Source organism: Paenibacillus sp. JGP012, from assembly GCF_014203995.1.
Taxonomy (GTDB): Bacteria; Bacillota; Bacilli; order Paenibacillales; family Paenibacillaceae; genus Paenibacillus; species Paenibacillus silvae.
The window spans coordinates 100,495-115,326 of record NZ_JACHKG010000009.1; the positions used below are offsets into that span (position 1 = coordinate 100,495).

A 14,832-nucleotide genomic window follows, 5' to 3' on the forward strand; every position below is an offset into this window, starting at 1 on the left:
TTCTCGAAGCGCCTCCATATGATAACTAAAGTATAAAGCTATATAACCGACTCTATTGCCTCACAGATAACCGAGTTTATCCAGAACCCTTTTCAGCATAACCGCTGCTTGTGCACGAGTTGCATTGCCTTGAGGTACAAACGTATTCGTTGTCATGCCTTGAATAATGCCCGCTTGAACCGCTTTGGCAACAGAATCCTTGGATTGAATTTTTTTGTTATCCTTGAACTTGGACAAAGTCGTAGCCGCAGAGGATTGAAGTGATACGGTTTGACCACCGTAGTTCATCGCACGAACCATCATGATCGCCATCTGTTCGCGGGTAATTGCACTTTCCGGCTTGAATGTACCATCTGTGTTCCCCGTAACGATTCCGGCCTCTGCTGCTGCACCGATATAAGCACTCGTCAGATCTCCACCACGGATATCCCGGAAACGCCGTGCTGCGTTCTGATCGCCCTTCAAGCCTAGCCCCTTAGCAATCAATTCGGCAAATTCAGCTCGAGTGATCTTCTGGTCAGGGCCATAGAAAGAACCATTGGAGGTCCCGATAATCCATTTAGAGGACAGCTCTTTGATAACTGCACCTGCCCAGTGATTCGTTGTATCCTGATAACTTACGGGATGAATGACTGGCACCACTGTCTGATTTCCGTTTAAGTACCCTTTAACAACTACCCCATTAGCAGCTGCTACAAAAGTATGGGGAACATTAGCCAAAAGCAATGTAACCGGATCAATATACGTCAGACCCGAGGTAAGAATTTCTGTTTTAGCGGACAACTGGATAGAAAGCTGACTCTTGATATCTTGCTCGACCCGCTGATTGTTATTAGCATTGAATGCCGACAGGTATACATTTGTATTGTTTCCCAGCTTCTGTGCTCCGGCAGCAATCAACATTCCATCCAAGGTTCCTGATAAAGATACAGGTACAGTCTCTATTTGCACATACAGATAGGACGAGCCCAGATTAGTCGCCGTACCCAAAGCCTGAATCATGGAGGATACATCCAGATTAGTCATAGGAACGGTCCACAATCGATCCCCATATTTAATCCCGATTGAACCCGTTCGATTGCTTGATAAAATCTGAGTCAGTGCACTAAGTGGAAATCCAACATAGGCTGATGACTCGTCTCCGTCCACTTCAAACACAACAGGCTGTGTCGTCTTTCCTGCATCTTTGGCGTATTCGAACGCCTGTAACAGCTTTGTTGAATCGACATTAAACTGCCGTGTGGACAGATTATTTCGACTCATCGTTAATGCATTTGAAGCCGTGTCACTGCTCATAACAAGCAGCGCTTGACCATAACGGGATGAATCTTGCTCTGTTAGCCAGGAAGGACGGCTATTATTTGGATTGCTCGTGTTTGAACTGCTGCTTTGCTGTAAAGCGAGCGGTCCAAAAGCTTCAATTGTATTATTCAGCCCATCACGTAAGGGTACCGCTCCTGGTGCGTAACTGACTGAACCTGTTTGTCCTGAAGCTGCCGCGCTGGACAGGTTCAATGTCACAATTGAACCCGCTATTGAAACGTTAAGCACATTGATGGTTGTACCACCGAGTTGTACATTAAATTGAGAGGGGCTTATAGCCGATTGGGCCTGAAGCACATCACGAAAATTGATGAAAACTTTATCCCCCTGAAGAGTAGCTGACAAAATTTTACCATTCCCGAAGGTATAGGTCACAGGAGCAAGATTTACATAGCCCGCCGGGTTACCGTTCAAATCGGTCAAACGCAATGTACCGGGTACATACGAGAAGGTAACATTCTGTGTACTTGCCACACTGCTAGCGAGAGTCAAAGTGATCAGATCATCTTCAATCTCGGAGTCGTTTACAAAAACGGCTTTCCCATCCACCAGGACAGAGTACTGGCTTTTCAGAGGTTTATTGGTGCGGCTAAGCGGCTCATTATATCGAATCCACATCTTGTTCCCGCTAATTTCAGCATTCTTGAATTCAGGGGGCTTGGTGTCGATACTGTTACGTACATAGAAATCAGTAAACCCTGCCAAGGTTTGACCGCGGCTGTCTTTTACAGGCCATGCACCAGGAGCATAGGACACGCGTACCACCTGGCCATTATCAATAGAACGACTTAAATTCAGCGTAACCAGTGAACTGTTACTCGTTGACATGCTGTTGATGGCTACAGATGCTCCGTCTGCTGTTACACTAAATTGTTTTACTGCATCGCTCGAACTGATATACACTGTCTCGGGATAATAAAGACTTATCGTGCTGTAGTAGGCTGTTCCTTCCCGAGGTTTTGACATAATGGAATCCAGACTGTTCTCGACATCCCTTGATCCGAATGAAGCCGCAGCGTTCAAGGACAAATCCTGTATTTTACGAGTACCTGTACCGGCGGTATACGCTACACGTACTACCTGTCCTACGGCAACTCCTGTATCAATAACGACATATACACTGTCTCCAGATATATAAGCTGTGCTTACATTACGGTTCTCTCCATTCACAGTTACTGTGAAGCTTGATGCGAACAGATCATAACTGGAGAGCAATTCATCATACGTGAGACGAATAATCGTATTGCTGTACATTTTGGCTGTTTTAAGCACAGGCGGTGTCGTATCAACGGTTAATGTTCTGAACGACCACGATGAGCTTCCGTTTAACCCCATGAATGGATTGCCGGTCTGATCTCGGAAAACATTCGCAGGGATATCCACGGTATATACGGTGTTGCTGGTCAAGCTTGCTTGTGGAATAATGCGTAATTGCCGAGCATTAGATGTACTAATTAAGGTAGTAGAAGGCACGATACTGCCATTAGCATTTTTTACTACCGCAGACCCTGCGATGTTACGATCAAGATCTTTATTAAAGGTAAGTAAGAATTCACCAGAAAGGGATACTCCTGTTGCTCCATTGGCAGGAGATACACTGGACACTGTCAGAGCCGTAGGATCAGATATCACATTGAATCCCCAGTTCCCTCTTTGAATAGCCGCCGTATCATTGTTGAGATCATCACGCAAAAATCCCTCAGGAACTGCAACGTACACCGTACTATTATTAGCCCAATTGTTAACGGGATCAATGGTTACGGTAGTTCTGCTTGAATTAAAGCTAATCCGAGAGGAGGAGGCATCAATCTCTTCAGTGAGTGTGCTTCCACGATAAATTTGGAGTTTACCTGCCCCTGTTTTCATTGCCCGGTCATATGTAAGCTGAATATTGGAAGATGCCGATACGTTCGTAGCAGCATTGGCAGGAGTCTGTGCTGTCACTTGTGCCGTTCCGACTCCAGCTGTTCGGAAAGTCCACTCTTTGTTTAAGCCTTCTACCGGCTGACCATCTTCGCTTACAAAAGATTGTCCTCCCACCTTCACATAGAACGTTCCGCCAGGAAGTGCAGCGGGAAGCTGAATTTGTACACGTTTTCCCAAACCGGCATCCGTGATTTCATTATCTGGAATGACTGTCACAGCCGGGTCTGTCACCCTAATCTGGGTTACCACTGAATCATCCTGAACTCGATACACAATAATCGATTCTGTACTTGTCGTAATTTTTCTCACGGGTTTAATGAAGTCTATCGTTAAGGGTTTTGTTCCATCCGCCTGTTGTGCATTCACAGCAGGTGATGTTGCATTGATTCCCTTTCCGAGCAACTCATCTGCGGCATAAGCGGTATGTCCACCGTTCCAGCCAATTAACAAGCCTTGTGTCATTAAGATAACGACTAATAGTGCAATCCATCCCTTGCGGGCCCATTTGTTCACAAACACCCATCCTTCCCCCTCAATACTAATTCCTTCTGTCTGATTTACAGACCTCTATATGTATGTCGGTCAGAATGGGTATTTATTTTAACAAATTGGAAATTACAGGGTTTTTATTTTGGGGGAATCAGCATAAAAAAACCTTTGATCCCAGAAGGAACCAAAGGTTTTCATGATCATTACTTGGACAGCTCTCGTATTACAGACCCGCTTGAGACTTCAGCAGTTCCGCTTTGTCCACTTGCTCCCAAGGGACATCGAGGTCCGTACGGCCAAAGTGACCGTAAGCTGCCGTTTGTCTGTAGATCGGACGACGCAGATCCAGCATACGAATAATGCCAGCAGGACGAAGGTCGAAGTTGTTGCGTACAAGCTCTACCAGCTTCTCTTCGCTGACTTTGCCTGTTCCGTAAGTATCCACGTTGATGGATACCGGATTCGCTACGCCAATCGCGTAAGCGAGCTGAATCTCCACTTTGTCCGCCAGACCCGCAGCAACGAGGTTTTTCGCTACATAACGAGCCGCGTAAGCCGCAGAACGGTCCACCTTAGTCGGATCTTTACCCGAGAACGCGCCGCCGCCGTGACGTGCATAACCACCATATGTATCTACGATGATTTTACGTCCAGTCAGACCTGCATCCCCTTGAGGTCCGCCAATAACGAAACGCCCAGTCGGGTTAATGAAATATTTCGTTTGCTCATCCAGCAGCTCAGCTGGAACGACAGGCAGGATGACATGCTCTTTGATGTCCTTCTGAATCTGTTCCAAGGTTGTCTCTTCCGCATGCTGCGTGGACACTACGATGGTATCGACACGAACCGGCTTGTCACCGTCGTATTCAATCGTCACTTGTGTTTTACCATCTGGACGAAGGTAATCAAGCGTACCGTTCTTACGCACTTCCGCGAGGCGGCGAGCGATACGGTGAGACAAAGCGATTGGCAGCGGCATAAGCTCTGGCGTTTCGTTGGTTGCAAAACCAAACATCAGGCCCTGGTCGCCTGCACCAATGTTCTCTGTTTCACGTGCCATTTGCTCTGGATCACGATGCTCCAGGGCAGCATTGACACCTTGTGCAATATCAGCGGACTGCTCGTTCAGTGACGTCAGCACCGCACATGTATTATAATCAAAACCGTATTTGGCACGCGTGTACCCGATTTCCTTCACCGTATTGCGCACGATGGCAGGAATGTCCACATATTCAGACGCGGAGCTGATCTCGCCAATTACAAGCACGAGGCCTGTAGCCACCGAAACTTCGCACGCTACGCGAGCGTTAGGATCATTCGCAAGAAATGCGTCCAGCACGGCGTCCGAGATCTGATCGCAGATTTTATCCGGATGTCCTTCAGTTACAGACTCCGATGTAAAAAGATGTCGGCCTTTAATAGACATGAAGTTTCAACCTCCCATAACTATATAGTATGGCGATTGCCCGAACAAAACATAACGACGATTCGTTCACTATGCTCCCGAAGGCGCTTTACAGCATAATAAGGATACTGATCCGCATTCACGAAGACAAGGATTTTTCAGGTAATTGCCTTAACAAAAAATCAACCTTTCCCTAGTGGAAAAGGTTGCATACCTCATTTGCCATCTTATCGTATTTGTCAAGTGGTGTCAATTCAAGGGCATGTAACGTATGAGTGCTACAGGTGCTGTTCGGCCTGGCGAATCAGGCGTTTCGTAATCTCTCCACCAACCGAACCATTCTCGCGGGAAGTGAGGTGTCCCCACCCTTTATACTGCCCATATGAATGATTCGTCATCTCGCCAAGCTCCCCGCCAAACTCGGTATCGGCACCAGCCAGACTTCCGCGACCGCCATAACCCACGTTCAGACCAAACTCCGCCGCAATTTCATACTTCATCTGATCCAGCATTTGACGACTTTCCGGTACGACCTTCCGATTGCTTCTAGCCATCGTTCCTGCACCTCCATGGATTAGTTGTCTACAAATATAGAGTGAGCAGGAACATATCCGGCTAGCCGTATTAATGTTTGTTAGAACTGGGTAATCTGAGCAATAACATGAAATGAAAAAGAATAATTTCTAATCAAGTTGCACAACCTATTTCAACGTATATCCACCGCGTACCATGACCGTCAGACTGTATTTGTTACCGTCCAGAACCGTAATGCCCCGTCCATCCTTTGGAAAAGAAAGCAGGTGATTGGTCGGCGCTGCCTGACCATTCGTCAGGTCTACCCCGTCCGTCAGATCGGCTACACCATTCGTACCCTCACTGACGATCACCGCTTTGCCGCTGCGTACAATGAACTCCGCGCCCGATTTGCCGAGCAGCTGTTGACCCGGCTTCACGGTGACAATCTCCACGGCATCGGCTGCACCGGATACCAGCGGTGGAAGCCCCGAATCGGTACTTGTGCCGCCCGTGCTTCCTGTTCCTGCCGATCCATTATTGCCCGTGGATGCGCCTGAACCTGTTCCCGCACTACCACCGCCCAGCGCCTTCTGAATCTGCTGATCCACATAACTTTTTGTCACGACCGGATCATCCGCCGTTCCGGGCTGGATTGTACCTGCGCCTTTGGCTGTATCGTTATATACCGCCCCAATCCATACACCTGCACCAATCGCCAGTGCGGCCAGAGATACTTTCATATAAGCTTTCATCTGTAATATGTTCCTCCTCTGGTAATCTATTAACTTTAACTATAGAGAAAAAAGTAAGATGGGACAAGCAAAACCTCGCTTCCTGCATTGAAGGAGCGAGGTTTGCTGCGTTCGTTTTATGAATCAATCAATGTAAGACATAGTTATCCTTGGTGAAAGCTAGCATGACCTTATCTTACGTCCGTAGGCTCTTCCTTAGGAAGCTTTGTCAGGTCATATCCGTAGCTTTGCTCAGCCAGACGCAGACGTTGTCCCTGGAACTGATCATCGACGCTGAGACGATATGAACCGCCACGCAGCTTCTCGAAGAAGCTGTCCTCGATGCTCCAGGTCAACGTTTGGTTCTTGCCTACCTTGATGTCTGTACCTAAAGTCAGTTCTTTCTCATACGTTTTGCCTGCTTGATCTGTCAGTGTAAGAATCAGCTTATGCTCATTCTCACCCATCTCAATCTCTTCACTGCGCGACAAACTATAGTTCATCTCAATCTGTACAGACGAGCTGCCCGCCAGATAAGCACGTACGCTGTTCGCCGTCAGGCTATAAGGGTAGAGATCAATATTGCTAAGGTTACCTTGCACACTGATCGATACCGGCGGCACTTCAAAGGCTACCGCATTTACATAAGCTGTTGCCTCGCCTTCACCCGTAACAAACTTGCCATCGGCAACCCCTTCACCTACAACCAGCTTCAGGTCAGAGAAGGTAACGGACTTCGGCAGCTTCGCCCAGAACGTCACGATTGATTTCTGTCCAGGTCCAGGCAGACGTTCGGATTGCTTTGCCGTAGCACGGTAATACTGTCCGTCTGCTGTTTTGTAATAAGCCACGAGCTTACCAAGGCCGCTCTGACGTAGAGATTTATTCGTCATTTCAAATTCAGTGTACACGATATCCGAGGATGTACCCGGGTAACGGATGGTGCGACGTGAGCCCATTTCCGTCTCTTTGTCCCCTGTACCCGATGTGTACGTTTTGCCTTTAGAAATGAAGAATATCGGTTGTATCAGCCCTGAAGTACTCAGGGTGATCCATTCATTCATTTCCTCTTCACTTACCTTTTCGTTCAGGCTGAGCTCCAGACGAGACATACGCAGATCTGAAGGGATTTTCGTTAACAGATATGCTTCCGTTGTCATACCAGCACCCAGTAGTTTACCCGCTTGCGTGTAGATTAACTTTTTATCACCATCGATTTTCGCAGAGTCAATCGTAAACATCGCTTCAAGCTCAGGCAGCTGCACCGTTTTGCTTGACGCATTTCGAATGGTCACTTTGGCAGCAATGATGTCCGTATCAAGCCAAGGTAAACGCTGCAAGCTTCCAATGGACACCCCAAACGTGCCTTTGTTATTATTAATAACGGTTTCGGTAGTCAATCCATCTCCACCAGAAACGGACTCGGGCATCGTGTAGACACCTACTGGATAAGAGAACACTAAACCGCTGGCTGGCGTTGTGGTGGCGGAGTCGGTGCCTTCGGTCTTATCCTTGGGACTCATAACATACAGCTTCATCTTGCTGGTGTCCCCATCTCCCTGGAATGTACCACTTAGCTTGACCGTTTTGATATCCCCCGGATTAAGCTTCAAATTATCCAGAGCCTTTGTTTCAATCGGATTAATCGTTCCATCATCAGTTCGTACCTCAAATGAGTAGGTTGGAACCTTAATCGCTTTCTTGCCTTCATTTTTGAACACCATCTGCATCGTTAATGTATACTCCCCATCCTCTACACGAGCACGGGATGAGCTTAACAAAGTAGACAACGGCTGCCCATCAATCGATATGATATTCGGCTGATTTGCCGCTACACTTACATTACTTTTACTCGCTTCAGGCAGCTGCATCGCGGCTACAGGAAGTACACTTTTCTCTTCACCCTGTTCTTCTACGAGCAGCAGCTCGGATTTTTGCAGCTTCACCGATGTGGGCAAAGAGACCATCAGACCAAGCGATTTGTTCGCTTGAGCTTGAATACTCACCGGAGTACTATCCTTGTCCGGGGTTAAGGGATAGTTCACACCACCCGGCGTACGCAAAATCCATTTGATATTCGGATTCTCCAGTAATTTATAACTAATATTGTTTAAATTCACACCAATTTTCACATACTGATTCTTATCTTCACCTGGATAGACTTTGATGCCAGCGACTTTTACTTTTACCGCAGAGTCACTTAGACGAACCGTCTTCGGTTTACCCACAGGTGTAGTAATGCTATAGGAAGCTGGCACATTAAATTTGCCCAGGGTACGTTCATAGTTAGCTTGACTGAAATCCCATTTCACAATCAGGAAGTTCAGATCACTGATCTTGACTTCACGGCCTGCTTTCATTACATAAGTGAGATCAACCGTTGAACCAGGCGATACAGATTTCTTCTCCTGATCCTTCGCAATCAGCTTAGGTGAGAACAAGGTGCCACCCTTCGTTTTGACCTTGCTCCAATAATCAATCATCATCAATGGTTTACTGTCATTATTCTTATACGACAGCGTATATGTCACGACATTACCATCGTCCTGAGCCAGGATGTTCACATCCGTCAATCTTACGGTACTACGTGCAGTCACCTTCACAGGTGATAAATTGCCTAGTGTATGTACAACCGGTTTCGGGGCTGTTGTTTTCTTAGTTGTATTACTATTTGTACTGGCAGACGATGACTTAGTGGCTGCTGTATTGGCAGCCATCGCCATACCCGCCGTTGAACTGATCAACATCGCACTTGCGAGCAAGCTCACAACCATTTTCTTTTGATCCACTTCCAAACCTCCCATAAGTTGCTTGTTGCTATATAGTATAAACGTTTGGGGAGGCGAGAAAGTTACGATGTTGTTGTGAATTATCAAATATACGACATAAAAAAAGACCCTTAGATTTCTCTAAAGGTCTTCTCTTAAAAACTTATAAATTAGTACTGTCTTTGTACGGAAACGTTAGAAGGATCTGCAGCGTTACCGGATTTGTCAGTTACAAATTTGTTAGTTGCATTTGTAGAATTGAGGTACAGTTCTACATAAGAACCAGCCAATTGAGTAGTTCCATCAGCTTCAAATGTAACTACTACTTCATTAGGGTTAGTACCAGCTTCAACTTTAGTAACTGTAGCTTCGGATCCGCCAATACGAGCCAAGAAGCCAGTAGTGTTGTTAGCAACATTCAGGTCTTCGTTGAATGTCAATGTAGCAGTGTATTGTTTTTTACCATTAGCTTGAACAGCACCTTCAACTACGCTGAAGTTGTTGTTTTCTGCCAATTTAGGCGCAATACCATCAGTCAAAGCTTGGCTCAGACTGCCTGCAACTTTGATTCCGTTAGGGCTAACAGATTGAATGTTCGCAGCTGCAACGGAAGTGAAGTTTGCATTTGTAGGAACAGCAGCCAACTTATCATTGGAAGAAATTTCGAAGTGAGCCAAAGTATTACCATCTTTAGTCTCAACACTACTCAATTTCAGACCGTAAGTTGCGCTAGTTGTAGTGATCGCGAAATCACTTGCACTTACAGAAGACAGGTATCCATTGAATTGGACATCAATCTTGTTGTCAGCTACAGCTTTAGCAGACTCAACACCGATTGTTCTTGCAGCTTTAGCAACAACAGGTGTAGAAACTACGTTACCAGCGATGTAGTTATCTTTTGTATCAGCAACATTAGCGATACGCAGATTCAAAGTATCATTAGTACCCAGGTATCCATTTTCTTTGGCAGGCAAGGTAATGCGAACTTGTTGAGCATTCACTTGAGTTACCTCAGTGTTGTTAGGAAGCGGCAACAATGGACCATTATTGATTTGGTAGTTATATTTGTTTGGATCGATTGCACTACCGTTACCACTTACAGCCATTTCTTTGCTGAATGTAACGTAGATATCAAGATCTTGCAAAGATCCGTTACCAGTGCTTTCTTGAACGAACCAAGCATCGTTAACTTTTGGTTTAGCAATATCACTTACATCTACAGTAGTGGAGTATGGCAACATTGTGTTTGGAATTGCAGCGATATCACGGATACCAGAGATTTCCAAAGTGTATTTACCTTGTGCCAATTCACCAATTGTAGTGATTTGTACACGTTTGTTACCAGTACCATCTACGAATTTAGGAGTGTTAACTGGGTGACCAGCTGCTGTGAAGCCTCTGGTAGTTACCAGTTCACCTTTTTCATTTTTCAAAGTGAAGTTAGCGTTAGCTGTTTTCAACACATCAGCAGCTTCAACAGCTTTGCTGAATTCAACAGTGATCACGTGGTTGTTGTTGTAAACTTCAGCAGTTACAGAAGCTACTTCTGGACGAGTAGTATCGATAACTGGAGTCACTTTAGAAGTACGAGTAGCAGAGTTGTTGCTGTAGTCTGTTACACCTTCCAAAGTAATTGTGTTTTCACCCAAGCTCAGCTTGTTGTCGTTTTCGAAGTTTACAGTTACTTTGTTATCTTCAACAGTAACAGTTCCTGTTTTACCAGAAGACGTGTGGTAAGCTTTGCTTACGGATTTAACGGACTCGTTAAATTCGATTTCTACTTTGTTCAGGTTTGTAGCTTTAGCACTAACAACTTCTGGAGCTGTAGTATCTTCAACTACTTCAAATTCAACTTCTTTTTGCAGAAGTTTGTAACCTGCATAGTCTTCAACACCATTTACTGTCAATGTGTGTTTACCAACGCTCAGGTCAGTTGTGATAACTGCAACACTTGGATAAGTGAAGTTAACATATCCAGAGATTGCTTTACCGTCGATGCGGAAATTAGAAGTTGTGTTTACAGAAGAAGCTTTAACTGGCTCAGAGAAAACAACTTTGAAAGCTTTAGTTCCGAGACCTTTAACTTCTGAAACTTCTGGCAAAGTAGTGTCAACTGGAGTCACTTGTACTGTCTCTTTGAACACTTTGGATTTGTCAGAGTTTTTAACATTGCTAACATTCAACTTGTAAGTTTTTTGGGAAGTCAATGTTTGCTCTGCTGGCAGCAACAAAGTTACTGTTTTCTTGTCGGAAGACAATGTAGCAGATTTGAATTTGAATCCGTCGATTGTGTAGTTGGACTCCAGCTCAGCGCTATCAGCATCAACATCACCATCAAATGTTACAACAACTTGTTTAAGGTTGTTAGCAGTTGCACTAACTACTTTTTGAGCTGCTGTTACTACATAAGTAACTTTCTCAGTGAAAGCTTTATCTTTGTAAGTGAATTTCACTTCAGTTTCTTTGTTAGCTTCCAGAGCTTTATCCAAAGTTACTTTAACGGATTCACCATCGCTGATTTTGAAAGTAACAACTTTACCAGCTTCGCTTACTTCATAAGAAGTAACTTTGATGCTTTGAGCTTGATCGATGGAGTAAGCTGCACCTACCAGCAATTCGCGGGAAGCGTTAGCGCTGAAGTTAGCTTTAGCGTCTACCAGACCAGCGTTGATTGCTGCTTGAACGTAACCTTTAGCCCATGCTGGTGCACTGTTGTCAGTTTCAGCAGGGATTTCCAGATCAAGAGCACGAGTCAGGATTGTAGCCATTTCTGCTACTGTTACTTTACCGTTGAAGTCGAAGATTTTCTTCTCAACGTTTTTACCTTCCATGATACCCGCAGCAGTTACTGCTTCGATGTAAGGTACAGCCCAGTTTTTAGCTGTGTAGTTTTTGTCTGTGTAAGACAGTTGGCCAGTGATCTCTTTCAGACCCAGCAATTTAGTGATAACTTTTGCGAACTCAGCGCGAGTCATCTCTTTGTCCAGACCAGCTGAACCATCTGGGTAACCATTGAAGATACCTTTTGCTTTCAATGCATCAAATTGTTGTTGCGGTGTTACTGCTGTATCACCGAATGCTACAGAAGCAAACATTGAGAATGCCATTGCTGTAGACAAAGCGACGGATAAAATTTTCTTCATAACCTTTTTTTCTCCTCCTTGGGTGTTCATAACATTGGAATTTTCTTTAATAGGGTCGCTCGTGTTCCTCATTCTATTGTCGCACCCCCTTTCCAGAGTCATGAGCAAGTTAATATAAATGATGTCTGTGAGCATATCACAGAAACTTGTTACCTAAAATAATGATAGATTCATACGTAAATAGAGTAGTTTCCTAATCCTACCTTACGTATTATACAATGGGTCTCTCGAGCCGTAAAGCAATTTTTTCTAATAAATAGACAAGATTCTTCACGAGGTCAATCTTGGTAAGTTCCCCAATGTTTTTGACTCTACATCTTAAACGCAGTAGATTTCAAAAAGTTGCGCATTCCACAAAAAAAGTTTTGAACTTATTTATGTATTGGTGCAGTGCGGGTTTTTAATGAGTTCAAAACCAGTCATACCGCCACTTCCTTGATGTCTAACCTGAGACAAGCAGGTGTAGAAATTGTGTGGGACGTTTATTTATACCCGCTATTCTATACGATGAAGCGACAAATTTCACAATTTTCCAAATAAAAAAGAGAGCCGCATTGGCCCTCCTTCTGTTATAACATTCTGTAAATTAGCGAATTTTCATCGCAAGATCAATAATCTGTGCGCGCATATTCGGATCACTGTTCAATCTCAGATACATGTCATCAATTGCCAGTCTGTTCTCCCGATATGTCTTCTCATGCTTCATGGTTGTATGAGACCATTCAATAAGTTCATTTTCTGCCAGAACCAGATTATTATAGGCATCATGGAAGCCGGTTGTCTGTACAAGCCCTTCCATGACTTCCTGAGTGATCTCCTGAGTTTTGCGTGTATCTTCCAGCTTCTTCTCCAGAATGACTGCCTGCTTCTCGAACTGTGTCTTTGCCTTCATGTAGCCCAGCTGGGACTTCGAATAAATCGGTTTCATAAGCTAACTTCACCCTCTAGATCATTGTGTATTTGTTGCTATTGTATCTTAATCTCTAGCAAATTACAAAAATAGTTATTGGTAAAAATCCGTTTCCTTCTATTATAAAAGGGTTCTGAACCAAATTAAAAAAGAGGCATAAAAGACCCATCCCTCTAGTCTAAACTGTACCCTATGTAAAGGACATTTCTAAAAAAGACTACACTGCTTTAAGAAGATGATCTCTGTACTGTACAGGGGTCATCCTTTTTAGGTTCCACTGGTATCTATAGTGATTGTAGTAGGTCATATAGGATTTAATTTCTCGTTTAACTGCGTCTAGTGAGTCACAGCTTTTCAACGAGGTTTCGTCCTTAAAATGACCAAAGAACGACTCCTGTGGTGCATTATCCCAACAGTTCCCACGTCTGGACATGGATTGCCCAAGACCCATACGTTTTACTTTCTTCTGAAAATCAGGATGGGTGTAGTGGGTTCCTTGATCGGAATGAATGAAGGCGCCTCTGCTCTTCTTGAATCTGCGATTTTTCTGTAAGTGAAGTAACGTATTTGTCGCCAAATCCATGGTCATTCGCTCCGACACATAGTAGGCTACAATTTCATTGGTTGAACTATCCTTGATGGTTGATAGGTAGGCTCTCTTCCCTTGACCATAGTTTAAATAGGTAATATCCGTAAGAAGCACCTTGCCCGGAATATCCTGTTTAAAGTTACGTTGCAACAGGTTAGGCATGGTTCGATGCTCCTGGGTTGCCTTCATCATTTGTCTGTAGGGATTTGCTTTTCGATGAGGACATATCATCGCATATTTTTTCATAATTCGTCGAATGCGCTTGAGATTCCAGATGATTTGATATTGTCCTTCCAGCGTCATTTTGATAGAACGAGCACCTTTGTTTCGTTTCTTAAACTGAAAAGCGCGACGGACATGCAGGCTGATTTCTTCATCTTTCTGTTCCTTCTGCATGCGTCTGTGAATGGCTGAATGACTCCAGTAACGATAATATCCACTTCTAGACACGCCTGCCGCTTCACACAAAACACTCACCATGCGCTGGAGTTGATATTTCTCCATCACCTTTCGGATTAACCTGTATCGCAAATTCGGTGTTCGTTTTACTCGTGATTCCACCCCCGTTCGGCCAAACGAATCTTTTTTAGAAGCTCGTTCTCGGCTCGAAGCAGATGAATCTGCGCTTCCAGTTTCGCGTTCTTCTCTGCCAAACTCAATTCTCGCTTCAGGGAGCTGCCAAAATGCTTGCCTCGTGTATCTTGTAAGCCTGAAACTCCTTGCTTGTTGTAACTTGCTTTCCAACGTTTAGCAGCGGCCTTGACCCGGTTCATGCCAAGGGTATGAACTTCAAATCCACACGTTTCAAAAATTTCTCTAGGCATCTTTCCTTGCTGATTCGATGTAATAAAGAGTTGTTTAAACTCGTTCGTATACGTGATCCCTTTGGTCGTTACGGACTTCACATAAGGATTTCTAGCCAGCTGCTCCACTTCATAGGCTGTAAATGTTTTTTTACTCATTCATCATGCTCCGTCCTGGTCTTGGTCATAGGTCTATAACAAAAATACCCCATAGAGAGACTTTTTCAAA

8 protein-coding genes are annotated in these 14,832 nt (G+C 44.5%); all 8 read right to left on the bottom strand.

Going from position 1 to position 14,832, the window contains the following annotated elements:
• Positions 1-60: 60 nt before the first annotated feature.
• The 8 genes from HNR77_RS13515 to HNR77_RS13550 all read right to left on the bottom strand — a co-directional run bounded on the left by HNR77_RS13515 (position 61) and on the right by HNR77_RS13550 (position 14,762).
• Positions 61-3,768: a SwmB domain-containing protein gene (locus HNR77_RS13515; protein WP_184184970.1), complete on the bottom strand. Its 3,708-nt coding sequence runs from the start codon at positions 3,766-3,768 to the stop codon at positions 61-63.
• Between the two features lie 193 nt (positions 3,769-3,961).
• Positions 3,962-5,164 carry a methionine adenosyltransferase gene (metK, locus tag HNR77_RS13520; RefSeq protein ID WP_110895579.1) on the bottom strand — a complete coding sequence of 401 codons (1,203 nt, stop codon included), beginning with the start codon at positions 5,162-5,164 and terminating at the stop codon, positions 3,962-3,964.
• A 257-nt stretch (positions 5,165-5,421) separates the two neighbouring features.
• Positions 5,422-5,697, bottom strand: coding sequence for an alpha/beta-type small acid-soluble spore protein (locus HNR77_RS13525; protein ID WP_184184973.1), 276 nt, complete (start codon positions 5,695-5,697; stop codon positions 5,422-5,424).
• Between the two features lie 147 nt (positions 5,698-5,844).
• A complete protein-coding gene (locus HNR77_RS13530; RefSeq protein WP_184184976.1) occupies positions 5,845-6,411 on the bottom strand; it encodes a hypothetical protein in 567 nt (188 codons plus the stop codon).
• Positions 6,412-6,581: 170 nt separating this feature from the next.
• Positions 6,582-9,179, bottom strand: a complete 2,598-nt coding sequence (locus HNR77_RS13535) for a hypothetical protein (protein ID WP_184184979.1) — start codon at positions 9,177-9,179, stop codon at positions 6,582-6,584.
• A gap of 149 nt (positions 9,180-9,328) precedes the next feature.
• Positions 9,329-12,301 carry an S-layer homology domain-containing protein gene (locus HNR77_RS13540; protein ID WP_260410560.1) on the bottom strand — a complete coding sequence of 991 codons (2,973 nt, stop codon included), beginning with the start codon at positions 12,299-12,301 and terminating at the stop codon, positions 9,329-9,331.
• 586 nt (positions 12,302-12,887) lie between these two features.
• Positions 12,888-13,229, bottom strand: a complete 342-nt coding sequence (locus HNR77_RS13545; protein WP_111269090.1) for a hypothetical protein — start codon at positions 13,227-13,229, stop codon at positions 12,888-12,890.
• Positions 13,230-13,428: 199 nt separating this feature from the next.
• A protein-coding gene (locus HNR77_RS13550; protein ID WP_260410561.1) for an IS3 family transposase occupies positions 13,429-14,762 on the bottom strand; the annotation gives its coding sequence in 2 pieces (ribosomal slippage) (positions 13,429-14,358 and positions 14,361-14,762; 1,332 coding nt in all).
• Positions 14,763-14,832: the final 70 nt, after the last annotated feature.

What these genes read in the sequence shown, in the direction of transcription:
- HNR77_RS13540 (WP_260410560.1), bottom strand. Translation starts at nt 12,301, where the DNA reads ATGAAGAAAATTTTATCCGTCGCTTTGTCTACAGCAATGGCATTCTCA.
- HNR77_RS13545 (WP_111269090.1), bottom strand. Translation starts at nt 13,229, where the DNA reads ATGAAACCGATTTATTCGAAGTCCCAGCTGGGCTACATGAAGGCAAAG.
- metK (WP_110895579.1), bottom strand. Translation starts at nt 5,164, where the DNA reads ATGTCTATTAAAGGCCGACATCTTTTTACATCGGAGTCTGTAACTGAA.
- HNR77_RS13525 (WP_184184973.1), bottom strand. Translation starts at nt 5,697, where the DNA reads ATGGCTAGAAGCAATCGGAAGGTCGTACCGGAAAGTCGTCAAATGCTG.
- HNR77_RS13530 (WP_184184976.1), bottom strand. Translation starts at nt 6,411, where the DNA reads ATGAAAGCTTATATGAAAGTATCTCTGGCCGCACTGGCGATTGGTGCA.